The organism is Streptomyces sp. MAR4 CNX-425, assembly GCF_048656465.1.
In the GTDB taxonomy this organism is placed as follows: domain Bacteria; phylum Actinomycetota; class Actinomycetes; order Streptomycetales; family Streptomycetaceae; genus Streptomyces.
On sequence record NZ_JBMDLF010000004.1, the window covers coordinates 394,867 to 416,006 of the forward strand.

Below are 21,140 nucleotides of genomic sequence, written 5' to 3' on the forward strand. Positions count from 1 at the left end.
GGCCGCGCGTCCGTGCGGCGTCCCTACGGCGCCCAGGGTGCCTCCACGGCCCACGTGGTGTCCTCGGTGAAGGTCGCCGGGTTGTCCCAGGCGTGGTCGTCGCCCAGCCGGGCGAGCCAGACCTCGGCGTCGATGTGGCGGACGAAGGCGCCCGGCAGGTTCGCCGAGGACAGCCGCACCCCGCCGCCGCCGGGCGCCGGACAGAACGTGGCGTCCTCGCGGAACAGCACGCCGTCGCCGCCCTCGCGGCGCACCCGGAAGTCGCGGTGGCGCAGGTACTCGCCGGGGTAGTTGCGGGACTCGAAGGAGTAGCACAGCGGGTTGCCGAGGCCGCGTACGACCTTCCAGGTGGCGTCCTGCTTGAGCAGGTCGCCGCTGGCCGGGGTGACCACCTCGGTGGTGGCGAGGGCGTCGGTGTGCCGCAGGTAGCGGCCGGTGTGGCCGGGGGTGGTCACCCGCAGCGAGACGTACTCGCCGAGGGGCAGCGCCGCGGGTGTCGCCGGGTCGCGGGAGGCGGCGATCAGCGCCTCGTTCGCGGCCCGGACGCGGGCGGCGTCGACCTTCACCACCTGCCGGTCGTACGTGAGCAGGCCGTTGACCTCGTTCTCCAGGTCGGTGGTCTCGGTGTAGACCGCCGCCGAGAGCCCGGCGGGCAGGGAGTGCTCGCGCAGGGTGTCCAGCAGCCCCGTGAGCCGGTCGTTCAGCGCGGCGAGGCTCGGCTGGTCCTCGTAGCTGAAGCCGCCGCCGGGGTACCACTCGTGGCCGGGGACCCGGTAGCCGAGGCCGCCGTACTCGCCGAGGACGGCGGCGCGGGTGGCGCCGGGCGGGGTGTTGCCGGGGCCGACGTAGACGTGGTGGTCGACGAGGTCGCCGTTGCCGCCGTCGACGGCGCCGCAGCAGTTGACGCCGCTCATGTTGTCGACGAGCCGCGACGGGTCGCGGGCCTTGACCTCGTCGGCGATGCGCGCCTGGTCGTACTGCCCCCAGCCCTCGTTCTGGTTCACCCAGGTCACCAGCGCGGGGGAGGAGAGGTGCTGGTCGATGACGGCGTCGTACTCCGCCTCCCACTGCACGCGCGCCTGCGCGCTCGGCGTCCTGCCGGTGGCCATCGACGGCATGTCCTGCCAGACGAGCAGCCCGAGCCGGTCGGCCCAGTAGAACCAGCGCTGCGGCTCGACCTTGAGGTGCTTGCGGACCATGTTGAAGCCGAGGTCCTTCATCGCCAGCAGGTCGTACTTCAGCGCCTCGTCGGTGGGGGCGGTGTAGATGCCGTCGGGCCAGTAGCCCTGGTCGAGGGTGCCGGTCTGGAAGACGAACTCGCCGTTGAGCACGGGGCGCCGGACGCCCTTCACCTCGGCGAGGCCGATGGAGCGCATGCCGGTGTAGCTGCCGACGGTGTCGACGGGGGTGCCGTCGGGGGCGAGGAGTTCGACGGTCACGTCGTAGAGGAACGGGTCGTCCGGCGACCACAGGTGCGGATCCGGTACGGGTACGGAGAACGTGCCGCCCGCCGGGCCGGTGGCGGTGCCGGCGACGGTGTCGCCGTCGAGGACGGTGACGCGGGCGGTGTGCCCGGCGAGCCCGGCGCCGTGGACGGTGACGTCGAGGGCGTCGTCGCCGAGGTCGGGCACCAGGTCGAGCCGGGTGACGTGCGCGGGCGCGACGGGCTCCAGCCAGACGGTCTGCCAGATGCCGGAGGCGGCGGTGTAGAAGATGCCGCCGCCGGGGTGCGGGAGGATGTCGTGGTCGCGGCGCTGCTTGCCGACCGCCTGGCCGCCGGCCTCGGTCGGGTCGTACACCGAGACGGTGAGGGTGTTCTCGCCGGCGGTGAGCAGGCCGGTGATGTCGCGGCTGAAGGCGTCGAAGCCGCCGCGGTGCGGCTCGCCGGCCTGCCGGCCGTTGACGAAGACGGTCGTCTCCCAGTCGGAGCCGCCGAAGTTGAGCACGACGCGGCGGCCGGCCCAGTCGGCGGGGACGGTGAAGGTGCGCTGGTACCAGAGCTTGTCGTGCTCGGTGACCCGGCGCTGGACGCCGGAGAGGGCGGACTCCGCGACGAACGGGACGCGGATCTGCTGGTCGTACGAGCCGGGCGGCCCGGCGTCGCGCCCGGTGACGGCGAAGTCCCAGATGCCGTTGAGGTTGGCCCAGTCGGGGCGGGTGAGCTGCGGGCGCGGGTACTCGGGCAGCGGGGCGTCGACGGGGACGTCGTCGGTCCACGGGGTCGTCATGGGCGGGGGTTTGGGGGTCCAGTCGGCGGCGGTGCCGGCCGTGGCCGGCGGGGCGGCGGCGAGGCCGGTGCCGAGGAGGGCGAGGGCGGCCGCGGAGACGAGTAGTCGCCGTAAGGGGGTGGGCACGGTGTCCTCCGGTTTCTCTACAACGTTATAAAGAGAAGGCTCACGACGTACGACACCACTCCCCGGACGATTGGTCCAGACCCGGGGCCGGAGTCATTGACGTAAACATGACATCAAGCCACCGTGGTGCATATGAAGCGCTTAGCGACGATTACGGTGACGGCCGCGCTGGCCGCCGGCTCACTGGCCGCCGTCCCCGCCCCCACGTCCGTCGCGCGGCAGGCGCCCGCCGCCGTGCCCCGCCCCGCGGAAATCTGCAACGTTTACTGCGACGCCCGCGACCCCGCCCGGGCCACCGCCGACCGCACCGCCGTCTCCACCACCCTCTTCTCCCGCACCCTCGCGCTGCACGTGGACGACGCCAGCGCGATGGGCTGGGCGACGATCGACGGCGGCGCCCCCGGCGACGAGGTCTGGCTCGACCGCTCCTTCGACGGCGGCCGCACCTGGGCCGGCGGCAGCCGGCTCGGCCACACGGCCGTCCCCGCCGGACAGGGCGGCTGGCGCACCGGGATGTACAACGTCGACGACTGGGCGGCCCGCGGCGTCGGCGCGCTGCGCGCCTGCGGCAAGGCCGCCGACCGCCCCGACATCGCCTGCACCCCCTGGGCCCGCAGCACCTGGAACGCCTGGGACCGCAGAACCGCCGCCGCCACCGCCCAGATGTCCTTCTACGACCGGGACACCGGCCTCTTCGCCACCACCGGCTGGTGGAACTCCGCCAACGCGCTCACCGCCGTGATCGACAACATCCGCGTCAGCGGCATGCGCAGCTACGAGTACGCCATCGCGCACACCTACGACCGGCAACTCGACGCCCACCAGGGCCGGTTCCGCAACGACTACCTCGACGACACCGGCTGGTGGGGCCTGGCGTGGATCGCCGCGTACGACCTGACCGGCGACCCCCGCTACCTGGACACCGCCCGCGCCGACGCCGACCACATGGCCGCGTACTGGGACGGCACCTGCGGCGGCGGCGTGTGGTGGAGCCAGGACAAGACGTACAAGAACGCCATCTCCAACTCCCTCTACATCCACCTCAACGCGGCCCTGCACAACCGGATCCCGGGCGACACCGCGTATCTGGCGCGGGCGCGCGACGGCTGGAGCTGGTTCCGGGGCACCGGCATGATCAACGGATCCTCCCTGGTCAACGACGGCATCGACCTGGGCACCTGCCGTAACAACGGCCGGCCGGTCTGGTCGTACAACCAGGGCGTGCTGCTCGGCGCCCTCACCGAACTCCACCGCGCCACCGGCGACGACGCGCTCCTGACGACCGCCCGCCGCCTCGCCGACGCCGCCACCACGGCCCCGTCCCTGCACACCGCCGACGGCGTACTGCGCGACCCCTGCGAGCCGGGCGACTGCGGCGCGGACGGCCCGTCGTTCAAGGGCGCCCATGTCCGCGGCCTGGGCAAACTCAACGCCGCCCTGCCCGACCACCCGTACACCGGCTACCTGCGGCGCCAGGCGGACCGGGCGTACGCGGACGACCGCAACGCCCTCGACCAGTACGGGCTGCACTGGTACGGCCCGCTCGACCGGACGGACGCGGCCCGCCAGCAGAGCGCGCTGGACCTGATGAACGCGGCGCCGTAGCCGGATCAGCCCGGCGGGCGCGGCCGGGCTGATCCGGCCACGGTGCAGGCGCCGTCCGTGCAGCGGCGTTCGAGGCGGCCGCGGGAGAGGCTCTGCGCGAGGCCGGCGAGCCAGCAGGCGGGGCAGCCGCGGAAGACGACCAGGGCCGCCGGGACGCCGAGCAGGGCGGCCGGGCCGGCGACGGGCAGCAGGGCGAGCGAGCCGGCGAGCAGCCCGAAGCCGAGGGCGCCGCGCGCGAGTTGGCGCGGGACGGACGTGGCGGACGTGGCGGGAGGGCCCGACATGGCGGGAGGGGCGGACGGGGCGGGTTGCGCGGTCTCCGCGGGCCGGCCTCCGCCGGTCACCGGCTTCACGGCGTTCACAGTGTTCACGAGGGCGTGCCTCCTCCGGCGTCCGTGGTCAGTGAGTGCCGCAGCGCCGCGCGCGCCCTGTGCAGCCGGGACTTCATCGCCGCCCCGCTCAGCCCCAGCGCCCGGGCCACCGCCTTGCCCGGCAGCCCGTGCACGTCCCGCATGATCAGGACCTCCCGCTGGTCCCGGGGCAGGGCGCAGACCGCCGCCGCGATCCGCTCCGCCTCCAGCCGGTGCAGCACCGCGTCCTCGGCGGACGGCTCCGCGGCCGCCTCCGGTCCAGCCGACGCGTCGTCGCGCCGCGGGAGAAGCAGTCGCGCCTGCCGGAGGCACTCGTTGCGTACGATCCGGAACATCCACGACGCGAGCGCACCGGTGGCCCGCAGCGTGCCGATCTTCCGGTACAGGACGATCAGCGCCTCCTGCGCCGCGTCCTCCGCGTCCTGCGGCGTGGCGCACAGCGACAGGGCGAACCTGCGCACGTGCGGCCGCGACTGCACGACGACGTCGGCGAGCGAGGCGGCGTCGCCGTCCCGGGCGGCCCGGACCAGCCGCTCGTCGGGCCAGCGGAAGCGCCGGTTCACCGGGCTCGCCGGCTCCGGCCGCGGGCGCGCCGTACCAGATGCCAACTGCACGCGCCCACGAGCACGGCTCCCATCGCCACGAGGCCGGCGACCATCATGGATGTCTCCTCCCGGTTTCACCGGCCCCTTCGGCCGGTACACGGACTGCAGTACACACATAGGAGACCGGCGGGCCCGGAAAGGATTCACCTTCTCACCCGACTGCGGGCGCAGCGCTGGTGCGTCCGGCGGGCGTGGCACAGGCTCGGAGACGGACCCCGGGCGCGGCCCCGCCCGCGGGAGGTGTGCGGCTCGCGGAACGGAGAGTGGCGGGATGGAGAGTGCCCCGGTCGTCGTGGGTGTGGACGGCTCCGCGGGGAGCCTGGAGGCGGTCGCGGCCGCCGCGCGGGAGGCGCAGCTGCGCGGGTCCGGGCTGCGGGTGGTGCACGCGTTCCTCTGGCCGGCCTTCGGCGTCTACCCCGGCGTCGCCGCGGTGCTCCCGGGGGACGACGAACTCCGCCGGGAGGCCAGGAAGATCGTCGACGACGCCGTGGCGCACGCCCGGAAGGCGGCGCCGGACGTACCCGCCGACGGGGAGGTCGTCACCGGCGAGACGACGCAGGTCATGATCGACGAGTCGGAGAAGGCCCCGCTGGCGGTGGTCGGCACCCGCGGGCTCGGCACCTTCACCCGGCTGCTCGTCGGCTCCACGGCCGTCGACCTGTGCGCGTACGGCCACTGCCCGGTGCTGGTCGTACGCGGCGGCGGCCCCGGCCCCGGCGGCCCGGTGCTGCTGGCGGTCGACGGCTCCGCGGCCGGGGCCGACGCGGTCGGCTTCGCCTTCGCCGAGGCGTCCCGGCGGCAGGTCGGCCTCGTCGCCCTGCACGTGAGCAGCGCGTGGGCCCGGCACCCGCCGGACGGCCGGGGCGCGCCCGGAACCCCGGCCGCACCGGGCGCGGAGGGCGAGCGCGTGCTGACCGAGGCGCTGGCGGCGGCCGGGACGGCGTACCCGGACGTGCCGGTCGAGCGCAGCGTCGTCGAGGGCTCGGCCCGCGAACTGCTCATCGCGGCGAGCAGGGACGCCGGCCTCCTCGTCACCGGCGCCCGCGGCCGCGGCGGCTTCACCGGGCTGCTGCTCGGCTCGGTCAGCCAGGCGCTCCTGCAGCACGCCCACTGCCCGGTCGCCGTCGTACGCGGCACCCGCGAGTGACCCCGCGTACCCACGCCCCCCGGACGACGTACGACGGACCCCGAAAGGGCACCATGCACACCTCGCTCACCCCCACCGCGCTCGCGGAGCTGCGCGAGCCCCGCCCGTACCCCGCCGTGTCCCTCACGCTGCCGACGGACCGGCGCGCGCCCCGCAACGCCGAGGACTCCGTGCGGCTGCGCAACGTCCTCGCCGAGGCCGAGCGGCGGCTCGACCGCGACCCCGGCGTGACCCGCGCGGCCCGCGACGCGATCCGCGCGCAGCTCACCGCGGCCGTCGACGAGACCGACCTCGCCCGGGCGCTGGACGGCCTCGTCGTCCTCGCCGCCGCCGACGAGCAGCACGTGTACGCGCTCCCGCGCGCCGTCCCCGAACGGGTCGTGCTCTCCGAGACGTTCCTCACCCGCAACCTCGTCGCCGCCTACGCCGCGCAGCGCCCGTACTGGGTGCTGTCCCTGGCCGCGGACCGCGTCACCCTCTGGAGCGGCTCCGGCCGGCACGTCACCGAGGCCACCGCCGGCGGCTTCCCGATGACCAGGAGCCCCGACAACACCGACACCGAGCGCGAGGAGCGGATCGGGGACACCCCCAGCACCTTCCGCGACGAGGAGGTCCGCCACTTCCTGCGGGACGCCGACGCGGCGCTGCACTCGGTGCTGCGCCAGGACCCCCGCCCCCTCTACGTCACCGGCGAGGACGCCGCCCTCTCCCTCCTCGCCGACGCCGGCACCGCCACCGCCACCGCGGTGCACATCCCGCACGGCGGCCTGGCCCAGGGCCCCCCGGAGGCGGTCGTACGGGCCGTCGCCCCCGCCCGGGCGGCCCAGGGCCGCCGCGAGACCGAGGAGGCGGTCGGCGCCCTGGACGAGGCCCGGGGCCGCCGGGCCTTCGCCGGCGGCGTGGACGAGGTGTGGGCGAAGGTCTCCGACGGCCGGATCCACCGCCTCGTCGTCGAGGAGAACTACCGCGTCACCGTGCGCTCGGCCGACGACGATCACCTGGTCCCCGCCGAGGACGACGACCCGCGGGCGCGCCCCGACATCGTCGACGAGATCGTCGAGAAGGCGCTCGACACCGGTGCGCAGGTCGTCTTCGTCCCCGACGACGCCCTCGCGGACCACGACCGGATCGCCGCGGTGCTGCGCTACTGAGCGGATCGGGCCCCCGCCGGGCGATGAGTTCCGGCGCGCCACGCCGTCGTACAGGATGACCGCACGCGGCGGGGCGGAACCCCCGCCGGACACCCCGGACCAGGAGCCACCGATCATGCGTACCCTCATCAGCACCGCCTTCGTCTCGCTCGACGGCGTCGTGGAAGCCCCCGGCGGCGAGCCGGGCTACCGAAACTCCGGCTGGACCTTCAAGGACGTCGAGTTCCTCCCCGAGGCGTACGAGATCAAGGGCCGGGAGCAGGAGGAGTCCGACGCGCTGATGATGGGCCGCGTCAGCTACGAGGCGTTCAGCCCGGTGTGGCCGGGCATGGAGGAGTTCGCCCGGTACAAGGTCCTGCCGAAGTACGTCGTCTCCACCACCCTCGCCGAGGACGACCTCGTCGCCGACTGGGGGGACACCACCATCCTGCGCTCGATGGACGACGTCGCCGCGCTGAAGGAGACCGAGGGCGGCCCGATCATCGTGCACGGCAGCGCCGGGCTGAACCACAGCCTCTCCGACGCGGGCCTCGTCGACCGGTACCACCTGCTGGTGTTCCCGCTGCTGCTGGGCGCCGGCAAGCGGCTGTACAGCGACACGTCCAAGGACACCCAGAAGCTGAAGCTGGTCGAGCACGAGGTGTACGCCAACGGCATCCAGAAGAACGTCTTCGACGTCGTCCGCTGACCGGGCCCCGGCCGCCGCGGGTCAGGCCAGCAGCGCCTCGGCCCGGGCGGTCCGCGCGTACAGCACGCTGCGCCCGGTGCGGTGGCCGCGCACCAGCCCCGCGGCCGCGAGTTTGTGCAGCTGGGCCGAGATCCCGCCCGCCGCCAGCCCGGTGCGCCGGGCCAGCTCGTCGGTGGTGGCCGGGGTGTCGAGGAGCAGCAGCAGCCGCGCCCGGGTCGCGCCGAGCGCGGCGGCGAGGTCCGGGCGGGCGCCGGCGTCCGCGCCCCACAGCGCGCCGATGCCGCGGACCGGGTAGCGCACGACGGGCGTCCAGGGCTCGCTGGTCTTGAGCCAGACGCGCGGCCAGGCGAAGGCGGACGGGACGAGCACGAGCCCGCGGCCGTCGAGGACCCGCCGGCGCGGGCCGGAGGCGGCCGCCCGGTCCGCGACCGTGAGGGTGCCGGAGCCGGCGTGCGCGTGCCAGGTCAGGTCGCGGTGGATGCCGCGGAACATCGCCGCCGGCCCGCGCTCCGTGAGCGTACGGGCCCGGTGGTGGATGTCGGACTCCAGCAGCCCGCGGACGCGGGGCCACTGTGGCGCGAGTGTCCGCTCCCAGTAGGCCCGCAGGTCCCGTACGACCGCCGCCAGCTCGCGCCGCGGCGCCCGCAGCATCGGCGCCAGCGCCGCCGGCACGCCGTCCGGGAACACCCCGCGCAGATCCCGCCGCACCACGTCCGCCGGGGTGCCCGCGACCAGCTCCAGCTCGTCGTCGACGGTCGCCAGCGGCGAGGCGGGGGTGGGGGCGAGGAAGCCGGGCAGGTGGTCGCGGGGGCCGGCGGTCAGCGCCCGGGTGCGGCGCGTCCCCGGCTCCGCCGCCCGCAGCAGCGGGTCGTCCCGGTGGGCGGTGAGCCAGGGCAGGTGGATGCCGCGCGCGGCCGGCGCGTGGAGCGCGCGGATGCTCGCCAGCAGCTCCCAGGCAGGGGAGATCGCCCAGCGCAGCAGGCTCAGGTCGGCCGCGCCGAGGGTGAGGGCGATCGTCGTACGGGACACGGTCGATTCACCCTAGCGTGAATCTGTTGTGGCCCGCGGGGCCGCCCGCGGAAGCTGTCCGCCGTGACGGGCGAAGACGTGGTGACGGCGGTGGCGGACGGCGGCCGGGGCGACCGGCGCCGGTATCTGACGGCATCCGGAGTGGCCCTGTGGGGCGCCCAGTTCGGGCAGGTGGCGATCCCGCTGACGGCGGTGACGGTGCTGCACGCGGGCACCGCCGGGACGTCCGCGCTCAAGACCACCCTGACCCTGCCGTTCGTCCTCCTCGGCCTGCCGGTCGGCGCCTGGCTGGACCGCGTCCGCCGGCGCCCGGTGATGATCCGCGCGGACGTCGTACGGGCCGTGGCCCTGGCCACCGTGCCGGCGGCGCACTGGAGCGGCCGACTGACGATGCCGCACCTGTGGGCGGTGGTGCTCGTCGTCGGCGTCGCCACCGTCTTCTTCGACCTCGGCACCCAGAGCTACGTCAAGGACCTCGTCCCGCCGGACCGGCTCGCCGGGGTCAACGGCCGGCTGGCCACCGTCACCCAGACCGCCCTGGTCTGCGGCCCGCCCCTGGCCGGCTGGGCGGCCGGAGCCCTCTCCGCCCCGGCCGTCCTCGCCGCCACGGCCGCGGGCTACGCCTGGTCGGCGCTGTGGCTCTCCCGCATCGGCGGCGGGGAGCGGACCCCCGCGCGGCCGCCGGACACGGGCGGCCCGCGGCGCCGGCTGCTGCCCGAGATCGCCGAGGGCGCCGCGTTCGTCTGGCGGCAACCGGTGCTGCGGGCCGTGCTGCTGGCCGGCTCCCTGGTCAACATCGGCATCGCGGCGACGACCACGCTGCTCCCGGTCCTCACCCTCACGACCCTGGACTGGACCGAAGCCGAACTCGGCCTCTTCCTCGGCGCCGGCGGCATCGGCGGCCTGGCGGGCGCCCTGACCGCGGTCCCCGTCACCCGGCGCCACCACGCGGGCCGCGCGGTCCTCCTGATGGGCGCCGCGGTCGCCCCGCTGTCCCTGACCTTCCCCTTCCTCGGCGCCCCGGTCCCGGGCTGGGCCGCGGCGGCGGGCTGGGCGCTGGTGATGTACAAGGTCGGCTTCGACTCGGTCGTGATGACGACCTTCCGCCAGCAGGTCACGCCGCCGCACCTGATGGCCCGGGTCAACGGCACGATGCGCGTCCTCTTCACCGCGGCGGTGGCCCTCGGCGGCGCCGCGGCGGGCCTGGCCGCCGCCGTCGGCATCCGCGGGGTGCTGACGGCGGCGGCCCTGTCCCTGGCCCTGGTCTGGGTCCCGATCGCGCTCTCCCCGCTGCGGTCGGCGGCGAACCTGACCGACGCGGGGTGACGCGCGACGGGTGCTGCCCCCCGCGGTCTCGCGGAGGGCCCCTGCGTCAGCGCCCGGCCTGGAGCGCGCCCCAGGTGGCCGGTCCGGCGATGCCGTCCGCCGCCAGGTCGCGGCTGCTCTGGTAGGAGACGACCGCGCTCTCGGTGGCCGGGCCGAACTGCCCGTCCACGTCCACGGTCCTGCCGAGCGCGGCGGTCAGCGCGCGTTGCAGCCGCTTGACCGCCTCGCCCGTGCTGCCCCTGCGCACCGTGACGACCTCGCCGGCCGACAGCAGCGCGGTCCACGTCCTCGGGCCCACCACTCCGTCGGCGGCCAGCTTCCGCGACGTCTGGAAGGCCGTCACCGCGGCCTCGGTCGCCGGACCGAACTGCCCGTCCACCGCGCCCGGGTCGAAGGACTGCGCCTTCAGCAGCGTCTGCACGGCCTTGACGTGGGCGCCGGAGGCGCCCCTCTTCACCGTCGGGTAGGAGGTGAAGCTGATGCCGTCCCCGCTGTCCGAGCCGCCGCGGACCAGCTCCATGTAGTACGTCCAGTTCCAGTGCTGGCCGGGGTCGGTGTGGTCGTTGTCCGGAAGCTCGTTGTGGCCCCGGACGTGCGTCCGGTCCTTGGGGATGCCGTAGGTGTCGCACAGGTGCCGGGTCAGCGCCGCCGAGGAGCGGTACATCGTGTCGGTGAACCAGCTGGGCTCGTCCACCCAGCCCTCGTGCTCGATGCCGAGGGACGAGGAGTTGGCGGAGCGGGCGTGCCAGGCGGTGTCGTGGTTGCGGACCATCTGCGTGACCTCGCCGTCCGACGAGCGGATGACGTAGTGCGCGCTGACGTCCGAGGACGGGTTCTGGAACCAGCTGATCGCGCCGGCGTACGAGCCCTGCGTGACGTGCACGACGACCTTGTCGACGGCGGCGGAGCGCCCGGTCGTGTAGTTGCTCGACGAGGCGGGCACCCACCGGGCCGGCCCGTAGTCCGGGCTCTGCGCGCCGAACGTGGTGCCGCTCGCGCGCAGGCCGGCGTAGCCGCCCTTGTCGGGGCTGACGGGCCGGCCGACGACGACGATCTCCTCGCCGCCGCCCGGGCGGGCGAGCAGGCCCTTGGCGAGGAAGTCGTAGACGGTGTCCGCGTAGAGGGCGGCGGCGTGCTTTCCGGCGCCGCTGTAGCGGGCGACGGCCCGGTACCAGGCTCCCGGGTCGCGGCGCTCGGCGGTGGTCAGCCGGAGGTCGTCGGCGTAGGAGCGCAGGACGGCGGCGGCGCCGTCGATGTTGGCCGCGGAGTCGGTGCGCAGCCGGGCGAGCGGGCGGCCGGTGAGTCCGGCGGCCTCGCGCAGGGTGCGGTGCTCCGGGTTGTCGACGAGGTGCATGACGCCGAAGCCGTTGGCCTGGCTGGGTGCGCCGTCGTGGCCGTCGAGGTGCGTCTCGCTCCAGCCGAGGGCGACGAGGAGGTCGCGGGGGACGTCGTGGCGGGCGGCGGCGTCGGCGAAGGCGCGGCCCAGGGAGGCGTGCTGGGCCTGGCCGGCCGCGGGTGGTGCGGGCGCGGGGGCCGCGCCGGCGGGCATCGACGTCAGGGTGAGCGCGGAGACGGTCGCGGCGACGAGGGATGCGGTGGCGAGGTGCCTGCGGGTTGCTGCGGTGCGGGGGGACATGGGGCTCCTGGCGGATCGGGGTGAGGGGTGAAAGGTGACAAGGGCATGACAATTGACCCACGCCCTGGTGCACCACTCAGCTTCACCTACGCGCGTTGACAACTCAAGACCGCGCAGATGTCCGGCACTTGTCGGAACGGGTCCCGCGCGGTGCGACGGGGGCGACCGGTACTCCGGGGTGAGCCCAGCCCTCAGGGGCGAAGGGGGGGTAACCCCTACCAAGGCCGGGGGGATCCCGGATCGTGCCGGGGCCCGGTGATCCGTAGCTTCGTGGGTGCCGCCGCGACCGCGGTGCACAACGACCCCGGAGGACCCCCGTGTTCCAGCTTCCCAGCCGCCCGGCCGTCGCGGCGTTCGCCCGGTTCGTGGTCTGCGGCGGCGGTGTCGGGCTCGCCTCCAGCGGCGCGCTCGTGCTCCTCGACGGGGCCATGCCGATGATGGCCGCCAACGCCCTGATCACCGTGGTCTCGACGCTGCTGGCCACCGAGCTGCACGGCCGGGTGTCGTTCCGCAGCGGGCGCGGCGGCTGGCGCGTGCACCTCCAGTCCGCGCTGACGGTCGCCGTCTGCTACGCCTTCACCACCGCCGCCCTCCTCATCCTGCACGCGGTGCGGGCGGACCCCTCGGTCGTGACCGAGCAGGCGGTCTACCTCTCCGCCTCGGCCCTGGCGGGCGTCGGCCGCTTCGCGGTCCTCCGCGCGGTGGTCTTCGCCGACGGCCGCCGCGGGCGCGGCCCCCGCCGCACCCGCCGGATCCGCCGCACGCCGGCGCTCGCCAGGACCTCGGTGACGGTCGCCGCGTAGCGCGACGGCCGGGTGCTCAGCCGGGGGTGGGCGCGAGGTCGTCCGCGGGCGCGCGGTCCGGGGCCGGCCTCCGGCCCGTACCGAGCCGCAGCAGCAGCGAGGCAGACGCCAGGACCACGCCGAACCAGATGACGCTCGTGACCCCGACGTGGTCGACGAACAGGCCGCCGAACAGCGCTCCGAGCGCGATGCAGGTGTTGTACGCCATGGTGTTGAGCGACATCGCGGCCTCGAAGGTCTCGGGTGCGGCGGCGAGCGTCATGTTGATCTGGGACAGCTGCACGGCCCCGAACGACAGCCCCCACAGGACCAGCGCGACGACGGCCCCGGCCTCCCCGCTCCCGACGGTGCGCAGCAGCAGCAGGCCCGCCAGGAGCCCCGCGAGGCCGGTGACGAAGGTGCCGCGCACGCTCCTGCCCACCGTGTGGCCGGCGACGAAGTTCCCGACCGCACCCCCGACTCCGAAGATGATCAGGACGGTGGTGACGAAGGCGGACGAGGCGTCCGCGGTGTCCTCCAGGTAGGGGCGTACGAACGTGTAGGCGCCGAAGTGCCCGAGCACGAAGAAGACGACGATGAACAGCACGGTGCGCAGCCGCCCGTTCCGGACCGGCAGGCTGAAGACCTCCCGGACGGACACGGCGTTCCGCGACGGCATCGACGGGACGAGGGCCGCGACCGCGGCGAAGACCAGCACGCTCAGGCCGGCCCAGATGCCGAAGGTGGTCCGCCAGCCCGTCTGCGCCTCGATGACGGTGCCGAGGGGGATGCCGGCGACCGTGGCGATCGAGATGCCGGACATCACCACCGCGGCGGCCCGGTTCGCGTGCCGTTCCGGCACGATCCGCATGGCCATGCTCACGCCGATGGCCCAGAAGACGCCGCTGGCGAAGCCCATGCAGAGCCGGGTGCCGAGGATCAGGGGGTAGTTCGGCGAGAGGGCGGTGACGAGGTTGCCCACGGCGAGCACCGCGAGCAGCGTGGTCAGCAGGGCGCGGCGGTCGACGCGCCTGGTCCACGCCACGAGGAACGGCACGCCGAGCCCGGCCGCGACGCCCTGGGCGGTGACCATGAGGCCGGCGGCGCCGACGGAGATGTCCAGGCTCTCGCTCAGCGGAGTCAGCAGGCCCACGGGCATCAGCTCGGTGGTGAGGAAGACGAAGAGGCTGGCCGTGATGGCGGCGACGCCCAGCCAGCCCTTCAGCGCCGAGGGCGAACTCTCCGGTATGCGGGCAGACATGGCGGAACTCCCGAAGGACTCAGGTGTGGGCAGGTCCTTCGAGTCTGGTTCGACCCGATCAATGAGTCCAACGCATGTTTGTCATGTCATCTATCGCGGAACGAGATGGGAAGCGCCGGCTCAGCAGGTGGAGTGGAACAGCCCGCCCACCGGGCCCGCCGCCGCCAGGGAGTTGTACAGCTCCACGGCCTCCGGCGTCGGCGCCACCCGCACCTCCACGCCCTTCTCCGCGAGAAGCGCCAGCGTCTCGGGCATCGTCTTCAGCCGGCGGTCCATGCCCTCGCTGAGGACGACCACCGTGGCGCCGTGGTCCAGCAGCTCGCGGGTGTCCTCCGGGCGGATACCGGGGTCGTGGCGCGTTCCGTACTCGTTCCAGTCCCACGCGCGGCCGCCGCCCGGGTACAGCTTGAAGTCCTTGCCCTCGCCGATCCCCTCGACCTCCATCCGGCCCCACGACAGGTGCGTGATCCTCGGTGAGCGCTCCATGGCGCACATCGTAGAGCCGCCGGGCCGGCCCCGGTGGGGGACGGCCCGGCGGCTCCGGGTCACACGGTTCGGACGGGCGTCAGCTCAGCTCGAACCGGTCCAGGTTCATGACCTTGTCCCACGCCGCGACGAAGTCGTGCACGAACTTCTCCTTGGCGTCGTCGCTCGCGTACACCTCCGCCAGCGCGCGCAGCTCGGAGTTCGAGCCGAAGACCAGGTCCGCGCGGGTGCCGGTCCACTTGACCTCGCCGGTGGCCGAGTCGCGGCCGTCGAAGAGCTGGCCGTCGCCGTTGGCGGACGACCAGGTGACGCCCATGTCGAGCAGGTTGACGAAGAAGTCGTTCGTCAGCGTGCCCGGGGCCGCGGTGAGGGCGCCGTGCGGGGACCGCGCGTGGTTGGCGCCCAGGACGCGCAGGCCGCCGACGAGGACCGTCATCTCCGGGGCGCTCAGGGTGAGCAGGTTCGCGCGGTCGAGCAGCAGGTACTCGGCCGGCAGCGGCGTCTCCTTGCCCAGGTAGTTGCGGAACCCGTCCGCGGCCGGCTCCAGCGCGGCGAACGACTCCACGTCCGTCTGCTCCTGGGTGGCGTCCGTACGGCCCGGGGTGAACGGGACCTCGACCGCGACGCCGCCGTCCGCGGCGGCCTTCTCCACGCCCGCGACGCCGCCGAGGACGATCAGGTCGGCCAGCGAGATCCGCTTGCCCCCGGACTGCGCCGAGTTGAACGCCTCCTGGACGCCTTCCAGCGTGCGGAGCACGCCCGCGAGCCGGTCGGGGTCGTTGACCTCCCAGCCGCTCTGCGGCTGGAGCCGGATGCGCGCGCCGTTGGCGCCGCCGCGCATGTCGCTGCCGCGGTACGTCGAGGCCGACGCCCACGCCGTCGCGACCAGGTCGGAGACCGACAGGCCGGACTCCAGCAGGCTGGTCTTCAACGCCGCGACGTCCGCCGCGCCGACCAGCTCGTGGTCGACCGCCGGCACCGGGTCCTGCCAGATCAGGGTCTCGGCCGGGACCTCCGGGCCGAGGTAGCGCACCTTCGGGCCCATGTCGCGGTGGGTCAGCTTGAACCAGGCGCGGGCGAACGCGTCCGCGAACTCCTCGGGGTTGTCCTTGAAGCGCCGGGAGATCTGCTCGTACGCCGGGTCGAAGCGCAGCGACAGGTCCGTCGTCAGCATCCGCGGCTCCTGCCGCTTCGCCGGGTCGTGGGCGTCGGGCACGGTGCCCGCGCCGGCGCCGTCCTTCGGCCGCCACTGGTGGGCGCCCGCGGGGGACTGGAACAGCTCCCACTCGTAGCCGAAGAGGATCTCGAAGAAGCTGTTGTCCCAGGCGGTGGGGGTGTCGGTCCAGGTGACCTCAAGGCCGCTGGTGATGGAGTCGGCGCCCTTGCCGGTGCCGTGGCTGTTGGCCCAGCCCAGGCCCATGGCCTCCATCGGGGCGCCCTCGGGGGCGGGGCCGACGGCGTCGGCGGGGCCGTTGCCGTGGGTCTTGCCGAAGGTGTGGCCGCCGGCGATCAGGGCGACGGTCTCCTCGTCGTTCATCGCCATGCGGCGGAAGGTCTCGCGGATGTCGCGGGCCGCGGCGACCGGGTCGGGGTTGCCGTTGGGGCCCTCGGGGTTGACGTAGATGAGGCCCATCTGGACGGCGCCGAGCGGGTTCTCCAGCTCGCGGTCGCCGCTGTAGCGGTTGTCGCCGAGCCACTCGGTCTCGGGGCCCCAGTAGACGTCCTCCTCGGCCTCCCACACGTCGGCGCGGCCGCCGGCGAAGCCGAAGGTCTTGAAGCCCATGGACTCCAGCGCCACGTTGCCGGAGAGGATCAGCAGGTCGGCCCAGGACAGGCTCTGGCCGTACTTCTGCTTCACCGGCCACAGCAGCCGGCGGGCCTTGTCGAGGTTGCCGTTGTCCGGCCAGCTGTTCAGCGGCGCGAAGCGCTGCTGGCCGGAGCCCGCGCCGCCGCGGCCGTCGTGGATGCGGTACGTGCCGGCGCTGTGCCAGGCCATGCGGATGATCAGCGGGCCGTAGTGGCCGAAGTCGGCCGGCCACCAGTCCTGCGAGGTCGTCAGCGTCTCGGCGATGTCTCGCTTGACCGCGGCGAGGTCCAGGGCCTTGAACGCCTCGGCGTAGTCGAAGTCCTCGTCGAGGGGGTTGGACACGGCCGGGTTCTTGGCCAGGATCTTCACGTTCAGGCGCTCGGGCCACCACTGACGGTTACCGCCGCCCTGGGTGGGGTGCGGCGCGCGGCCGTGCGCGACGGGGCAGCCGGCGGCCCCGTCCGGGTTGCTGTCGGTGACGTGTGCGTCAGGCTTGTCGGCCATGAAAATCCTTCCGGACCATGCGTTGAGGGTGCGGTGCTCGCCGGGCCGCGGGGCGGAGGAAGTGGGGAAGTGCCGGGGCAGGCGTGGGCGACCGGCGTGGTATGGCCGGTTTCCGCCCGGACGCGACCCTCGAACCGGGCTCCGGGCAGCCGTGCGGTTCGAAACGGCGGCGTACGCGCATGTCGGAGTGTTCGTCTCCTGCCGTACGAGGTCTTCCTGTTTCCTGTGGCTTTCGCCGACTCCGATCCTACGGTGGACAGATTCTAAGTCAAGAAGGACGCCAAGTCCGTATCGGATCGGACTATCAGGGGAGGGCCGGATTCGGACACCTGTACGGGGAGTGGTTCGCCGCCGGGGATCAGAGCCACCCGTTGCGGCGGAAGCCGCGGTGGACGACGAAGCAGGCCACCGCGATGACCCCGAGGACCGCCGGGTAGCCGTACGTCCAGCGCAGCTCCGGCATGTGCTCGAAGTTCATCCCGTACACCCCGCACACCATGGTCGGGATCGCGATGATCGCCGCCCACGCCGTGATCTTCCGCATGTCCTCGTTCTGCGCCACGGTCACCTGCGCCAGGTGCGCCTGGAGGATGGAGTCCAGCAGCGAGTCGTACGACGTGATCTGGTCGGTGGCCCGCTGGAGGTGGTCGGCGACGTCCCGGAAGTACGCCCGTATCCCCGGCGCGACGTGCGGCAGCGGGCTGGTCGCGAGCCGCTGGAGCGGCCGGTCCAGCGGGGCGACGGCCCGGCGCAGCTCCAGCAGCTCGCGCTTGAGCTGGTAGATCCGGCCGGCGTCGCCGCCCCGGGCGGCCTCGCTGAAGACGGCGGACTCCACGTCGTCGATGTCCCGCTGCACCGCGTCGGTCACGGCGAGGTAGTCGTCGACGACGTGGTCCGCGATCGCGTGCAGCACGGCCGCCGGCCCCTGCTCCAGCCGCTCCGGCGCCGCCTCCAGCGCCTCGCGCAGCGGGCCGAGCGAGCCGTGCGGCCCGTGCCGTACGGTGATCACGAAGTCGGGGCCGGTGAAGACCATCAGCTCGCCGGTGTCCACCACCTCGCTGGTCGCCGTCAGCTCCGCGTGCTCGACGTAGCGGACGGTCTTGAAGACCGCGAACAGCGTGTCGTCGTACCGCTCCACCTTCGGCCGCTGGTGCGCGTGGACGGCGTCCTCGACGGCCAGCGGGTGCAGGCCGAAGAGGTCCGCGAGGCCGGCGAACTCCTCCTGGCGCGGCTCGTGCAGCCCGATCCACACGAAGCCGTCACCGCGCCTGCGCACCTGCCGCAGCGCCTCGGCGGCCGGGCAGTTGCCCTGCTGGAGCCGCGCGCCGTCGAGGTACGACACGCAGTTGACCACGGCGCTGCCGAGCGGCGAGCGGGCGGGGTGGCTGAGGTCCACGGTGCGCCGGGGTGTCCTGCGCACCGCGTGGCGGAGGCTTTTGATCATCGACACGGCGGACTCCTTCGGCGGACCGGTGGACAGTCTGCCACCGGTCCGCCGCGCGCCGGGCCGCGCCGGCGCCGATCACCCGCGGGTCAGTCCCCGGCGGGGCGTCCCCGGCGGCGCTGGACATAGATGCGGGGGTCGGGGCCGGTGGTGTGTTCCAGGCGGACGACGCCGGGGACGGCGGCAAGGTCGAGGCGGTCGGGGTCGGCCCAGTAGCCGAAGTTGGGGTTGCGGAAGAAGGTGGCCCACAGGTCGCCGCCGGCGTCGGTGAAGACGTTGTTGTGGCCGGTGCCGACGCCGGCGGTCCAGCGGCGGGAGTAGGGGCCTTCGAAGCGGTCGGCGACGGCCATCACGGTGTCGTACTGGTACTGGACGCGGCCCTCGCCGCGCCCTTCGTAGGCGTGGCGGGTGCTGCCGTAGGGGTCGAGGCTGGCGCGGTTCCAGGCGGCGTGCAGCAGGTAGTACCTGCCGCGGTGGGTGAAGACGTAGGCGCCTTCGAGGTAGGGCTCGGGGGAGTAGCGCTGCTGGGTGAAGCGGGGCAGGCCGGTGGCCGGGACGATGTCCTCCATGTCGTCGCGGAACCTGGCGTACAGGTCGTTGTGCAGGACCAGCCAGGCGTCGCCGCCCTCGGTGTACAGACTCCCGTCGATGTGGTGGTAGGCGCCGGGCTCGATGAAGGACGGGCCGCCGGTGAAGGAGTCGCCGAAGGGCTTGTCGCGGTTGCCCTCGATCAGCCGGTACGGACCCTCGACCCCGCCGTCGCTCACGAGCATGAACGAGCCGACCTTGCGCGAGTGGTCCCCCATGCAGGCGACGATGTACCAGGTGCCGCGGAAGTGGTGCACCTCCGGCGCCCAGACGTTGGCCCGCTTGCCGAACATGTCGTCGTGCCAGTACTCCTGCCACGGCGCCACGACGGTACGCCCCGGCCGGTTCTCGCCGGCGAACTCCGGGGACCACACCTTGCCCCTCTCGGCGTCCGGCCGGATGCCGGTGGTGTCGGCCAGCCGCCACGGGCCGCGCAGCGAGCGGGCCGTCCACACGAAGATCCCGTCGTTCCACGGGCCCGCGGTCTCCAGTCCGGGTACGCGGCTGGTGCCGGTGGCGACGTAGAGCGGGCGGCCGCCGACGTCGAAGCAGTTGACGTACGTGTCGCGCATCCAGACCCGGCCGAGTTCCTCGTCGCGCGGACGCAACTGGAGGTCCAGCACGAAGGAGTTGTCCTCGCGCGGCCACAGGTCGGCGCGGGTGTCGGCGAGCCCGTACGGCTCCGGGTCGGGCCAGTTCCCCCTGCCCCGGGCCGCGGCCTCCCCGGTTGCCGGAGCCGCCGGAGCCGCCGCCGCGTCCGGAGCCGCCGCGGACGCCGGCACGGGCGCCAGCGCCGCCGCGGCCCCGACGGACCCGGCGCCGGCCAGCAGTGACCGCCGGCCGATCGACGAACCGTTCGCTGAGTGCGTCATGTTCTCGTCCTCCCACGTCGTGCCGCGCACCGGCGGCAGCCTGGCGCCCCAGCATGCGAACCCCCCGAGATTTTCGTCAACAGGTCGGAAAAATAATCCGGTCGGGCCCCGCCGGCCCCCGGACCCGCGGCCCGGGCCCGTCGCCGCAGGTCACGCACGAGCCCGAGGGCGTCAGGCGCGACGGAATCCCGGGCCGGGGAGTCCCGCGGCTTCGCCCTTCTTTTTTCCGACCTGTTGACGAAAAACCGGGGGCGTCTCCATGCTGTCGGCCATGCACCCCTCCGCCGGCCCCCTGACCCGCCTCCGCCGCGAGCACGAAGAGCTCGTGCTGTCCCTGCTGCGCAAGCACGGACCGCTCAGCCGCGGCGAACTCGGGACCCGCTGCGGGCTGTCCCGCACCACGCTCTACGACATCGTCGGCGACCTGATCGCCAACGGCGCCGTCGTCGCCGCCGTCCCGCTGGCGGAGGAGCGGCGGCGCGGCCGGCCCGTGGAGAAGCTGTCCCTCAACCCCGACGCCGGGCACGCCCTCGGCATCGACTTCGCCCGCCGCGCCGTGCACGTCGCCGCCGTCAACGTCGCCCACGAGATCGTCGGTTCCGCCAGCGAGCAGCACGCCCCCGACCTGTCCTGGGAGGAGCGCGTACGCGTCGCGGAACGGCTCGTCGGCACCCTCACCGGCGGCGCGCTGCGCCTCGGCGCGCTGGGCGCCATCGGCGTCGGCGTCGTCGGCCCCATCGGCGCGCCCGGGGACCGGACCGCGGGCGGCCGGCGCCTCGACGTGCTGTCCGAACTGCTGCGCAAGAGCTTCGGCGTGCCCGTACTGCTGGACAACAACACCCGCCTCGCCGCCCTCGCCGAGGCCACCTGGGGCGCCGCGGCCGACGACGCCGACGTGCTCTACCTCCGCGTCTCGCACGGCGTCGGCGGCGGCCTGATCGTCGGCGGCTCGCTGCACCGGGGCGCCTTCGGGCTCTCCGGCGAACTCGGCCACGTCACCGCCGTGCCGTCCGGCGCCCCCTGCGAGTGCGGCGGCGCCGGCTGTCTGGAGACCGTGGCCTCCGTCGGCGCCGTACTCGACGCCTACCGCACCGCCGGCGGCCGCGCCGACGACCTCGCCGCCTTCCACGAGGCGCTCGCCGCCGGCGACGCCGCGGCCCGGGCGGTCCTCGCCGTGGCCGGCGCCCACATCGGCACCGTGCTCGCCGCCGTCTGCAACGCGATCGGCCCCGGCGTGATCGTCATCGGCGGCGAACTCGCCCGCACCGGCGAGGCGCTCACCGAACCCGTCGAGAAGGCGCTCGCCGCGCACATCATGCCCGCCTCCCGCGACCGCGTGGTGCTGCGCAACGCCACCCTCGGCGCCACCGGCGGCGCCCTCGGCGCCATCGCGCTGGTGCTGCACGAATCCCCGTTGCTCTCCCACTACCCCGCAGAAGCCGATCCCGAGGACGAATCGTGCGACGCGTGAAACGAACGAGGTG

At 74.1% G+C, this 21,140-nt stretch carries 17 protein-coding genes; 7 read left to right on the forward strand and 10 right to left on the reverse strand.

Annotation, left to right across the window (positions count from 1 at the left end):
- Nucleotides 1-23: 23 nt before the first annotated feature.
- On the reverse strand, nucleotides 24-2,354 hold the full coding sequence (locus ACHZ99_RS14740; protein ID WP_420305006.1) for an AbfB domain-containing protein: 2,331 nt from the start codon (nucleotides 2,352-2,354) through the stop codon (nucleotides 24-26).
- Nucleotides 2,355-2,486: 132 nt separating this feature from the next.
- Between ACHZ99_RS14740 and ACHZ99_RS14745 the strand changes: the two genes are divergently transcribed.
- Nucleotides 2,487-3,959 carry a glycoside hydrolase family 76 protein gene (locus ACHZ99_RS14745; RefSeq protein WP_420305007.1) on the forward strand — a complete coding sequence of 491 codons (1,473 nt, stop codon included), beginning with the start codon at nucleotides 2,487-2,489 and terminating at the stop codon, nucleotides 3,957-3,959.
- Nucleotides 3,960-3,964: 5 nt separating this feature from the next.
- Here ACHZ99_RS14745 and ACHZ99_RS14750 read toward each other — a convergent pair whose 3' ends face one another.
- Both ACHZ99_RS14750 and ACHZ99_RS14755 read right to left on the reverse strand, forming a co-directional pair.
- Nucleotides 3,965-4,330: a hypothetical protein gene (locus ACHZ99_RS14750; protein ID WP_420305008.1), complete on the reverse strand. Its 366-nt coding sequence runs from the start codon at nucleotides 4,328-4,330 to the stop codon at nucleotides 3,965-3,967.
- Complete coding sequence (locus ACHZ99_RS14755) at nucleotides 4,327-4,791, reverse strand: RNA polymerase sigma factor (RefSeq protein WP_420305208.1); 465 nt, start codon at nucleotides 4,789-4,791, stop codon at nucleotides 4,327-4,329. The genes ACHZ99_RS14750 and ACHZ99_RS14755 overlap by 4 nt, the downstream gene beginning before the upstream one ends.
- A gap of 415 nt (nucleotides 4,792-5,206) precedes the next feature.
- Here ACHZ99_RS14755 and ACHZ99_RS14760 point away from each other — a divergent pair, with 415 nt between their 5' ends.
- The 3 genes from ACHZ99_RS14760 to ACHZ99_RS14770 all read left to right on the forward strand — a co-directional run bounded on the left by ACHZ99_RS14760 (nucleotide 5,207) and on the right by ACHZ99_RS14770 (nucleotide 7,921).
- On the forward strand, nucleotides 5,207-6,082 hold the full coding sequence (locus tag ACHZ99_RS14760; RefSeq protein ID WP_420305009.1) for a universal stress protein: 876 nt from the start codon (nucleotides 5,207-5,209) through the stop codon (nucleotides 6,080-6,082).
- A 53-nt stretch (nucleotides 6,083-6,135) separates the two neighbouring features.
- Nucleotides 6,136-7,233 (forward strand): chemotaxis protein, encoded by a 1,098-nt coding sequence (locus ACHZ99_RS14765; RefSeq protein ID WP_420305010.1) that lies wholly within the window; start codon nucleotides 6,136-6,138, stop codon nucleotides 7,231-7,233.
- 115 nt (nucleotides 7,234-7,348) lie between these two features.
- Nucleotides 7,349-7,921: a dihydrofolate reductase family protein gene (locus ACHZ99_RS14770; protein WP_420305011.1), complete on the forward strand. Its 573-nt coding sequence runs from the start codon at nucleotides 7,349-7,351 to the stop codon at nucleotides 7,919-7,921.
- Nucleotides 7,922-7,942: 21 nt separating this feature from the next.
- On the opposite strand, the gene ACHZ99_RS14775 is transcribed toward ACHZ99_RS14770, so the two are convergent.
- On the reverse strand, nucleotides 7,943-8,950 hold the full coding sequence (locus tag ACHZ99_RS14775; RefSeq protein ID WP_420305012.1) for a DUF5937 family protein: 1,008 nt from the start codon (nucleotides 8,948-8,950) through the stop codon (nucleotides 7,943-7,945).
- 63 nt (nucleotides 8,951-9,013) lie between these two features.
- On the opposite strand from ACHZ99_RS14775, the gene ACHZ99_RS14780 reads away from it, so the two are divergent.
- Nucleotides 9,014-10,276, forward strand: coding sequence for an MFS transporter (locus ACHZ99_RS14780; RefSeq protein ID WP_420305013.1), 1,263 nt, complete (start codon nucleotides 9,014-9,016; stop codon nucleotides 10,274-10,276).
- A 46-nt stretch (nucleotides 10,277-10,322) separates the two neighbouring features.
- Here ACHZ99_RS14780 and ACHZ99_RS14785 read toward each other — a convergent pair whose 3' ends face one another.
- Nucleotides 10,323-11,912 (reverse strand): peptidoglycan-binding protein, encoded by a 1,590-nt coding sequence (locus tag ACHZ99_RS14785; protein ID WP_420305014.1) that lies wholly within the window; start codon nucleotides 11,910-11,912, stop codon nucleotides 10,323-10,325.
- Nucleotides 11,913-12,229: 317 nt separating this feature from the next.
- Here ACHZ99_RS14785 and ACHZ99_RS14790 point away from each other — a divergent pair, with 317 nt between their 5' ends.
- Entirely contained in the window at nucleotides 12,230-12,715 is a 486-nt protein-coding gene (locus tag ACHZ99_RS14790; protein ID WP_420305015.1) for a hypothetical protein, read from the forward strand.
- 16 nt (nucleotides 12,716-12,731) lie between these two features.
- Here ACHZ99_RS14790 and ACHZ99_RS14795 read toward each other — a convergent pair whose 3' ends face one another.
- The 5 genes from ACHZ99_RS14795 to ACHZ99_RS14815 all read right to left on the reverse strand — a co-directional run bounded on the left by ACHZ99_RS14795 (nucleotide 12,732) and on the right by ACHZ99_RS14815 (nucleotide 19,656).
- Nucleotides 12,732-13,955: an MFS transporter gene (locus ACHZ99_RS14795; RefSeq protein WP_420305016.1), complete on the reverse strand. Its 1,224-nt coding sequence runs from the start codon at nucleotides 13,953-13,955 to the stop codon at nucleotides 12,732-12,734.
- Between the two features lie 120 nt (nucleotides 13,956-14,075).
- Nucleotides 14,076-14,441 carry an Mth938-like domain-containing protein gene (locus ACHZ99_RS14800; protein WP_420305017.1) on the reverse strand — a complete coding sequence of 122 codons (366 nt, stop codon included), beginning with the start codon at nucleotides 14,439-14,441 and terminating at the stop codon, nucleotides 14,076-14,078.
- 79 nt (nucleotides 14,442-14,520) lie between these two features.
- A complete protein-coding gene (gene katG / locus ACHZ99_RS14805; RefSeq protein WP_420305018.1) occupies nucleotides 14,521-16,752 on the reverse strand; it encodes a catalase/peroxidase HPI in 2,232 nt (743 codons plus the stop codon).
- Between the two features lie 358 nt (nucleotides 16,753-17,110).
- The gene (locus ACHZ99_RS14810; protein ID WP_420305209.1) at nucleotides 17,111-18,196 is read right to left on the reverse strand and encodes a magnesium and cobalt transport protein CorA; all 1,086 of its coding nucleotides are present in this window, start codon (nucleotides 18,194-18,196) and stop codon (nucleotides 17,111-17,113) included.
- A gap of 89 nt (nucleotides 18,197-18,285) precedes the next feature.
- On the reverse strand, nucleotides 18,286-19,656 hold the full coding sequence (locus tag ACHZ99_RS14815) for a family 43 glycosylhydrolase (RefSeq protein WP_420305019.1): 1,371 nt from the start codon (nucleotides 19,654-19,656) through the stop codon (nucleotides 18,286-18,288).
- A 259-nt stretch (nucleotides 19,657-19,915) separates the two neighbouring features.
- On the opposite strand from ACHZ99_RS14815, the gene ACHZ99_RS14820 reads away from it, so the two are divergent.
- On the forward strand, nucleotides 19,916-21,127 hold the full coding sequence (locus ACHZ99_RS14820) for an ROK family protein (protein ID WP_420305020.1): 1,212 nt from the start codon (nucleotides 19,916-19,918) through the stop codon (nucleotides 21,125-21,127).
- Nucleotides 21,128-21,140: the final 13 nt, after the last annotated feature.

Bases quoted from the DNA above. Each gene is read 5' to 3' on its own strand.
- ACHZ99_RS14745 (WP_420305007.1), top strand. From the start codon at position 2,487: ATGAAGCGCTTAGCGACGATTACGGTGACGGCCGCGCTGGCCGCCGGC.
- ACHZ99_RS14760 (WP_420305009.1), top strand. From the start codon at position 5,207: ATGGAGAGTGCCCCGGTCGTCGTGGGTGTGGACGGCTCCGCGGGGAGC.
- ACHZ99_RS14765 (WP_420305010.1), top strand. From the start codon at position 6,136: ATGCACACCTCGCTCACCCCCACCGCGCTCGCGGAGCTGCGCGAGCCC.
- ACHZ99_RS14770 (WP_420305011.1), top strand. From the start codon at position 7,349: ATGCGTACCCTCATCAGCACCGCCTTCGTCTCGCTCGACGGCGTCGTG.
- ACHZ99_RS14785 (WP_420305014.1), bottom strand. From the start codon at position 11,912: ATGTCCCCCCGCACCGCAGCAACCCGCAGGCACCTCGCCACCGCATCC.
- ACHZ99_RS14795 (WP_420305016.1), bottom strand. From the start codon at position 13,955: ATGTCTGCCCGCATACCGGAGAGTTCGCCCTCGGCGCTGAAGGGCTGG.
- ACHZ99_RS14800 (WP_420305017.1), bottom strand. From the start codon at position 14,441: ATGGAGCGCTCACCGAGGATCACGCACCTGTCGTGGGGCCGGATGGAG.
- katG (WP_420305018.1), bottom strand. From the start codon at position 16,752: ATGGCCGACAAGCCTGACGCACACGTCACCGACAGCAACCCGGACGGG.
- ACHZ99_RS14810 (WP_420305209.1), bottom strand. From the start codon at position 18,196: ATGATCAAAAGCCTCCGCCACGCGGTGCGCAGGACACCCCGGCGCACC.
- ACHZ99_RS14815 (WP_420305019.1), bottom strand. From the start codon at position 19,656: ATGACGCACTCAGCGAACGGTTCGTCGATCGGCCGGCGGTCACTGCTG.
- ACHZ99_RS14820 (WP_420305020.1), top strand. From the start codon at position 19,916: ATGCTGTCGGCCATGCACCCCTCCGCCGGCCCCCTGACCCGCCTCCGC.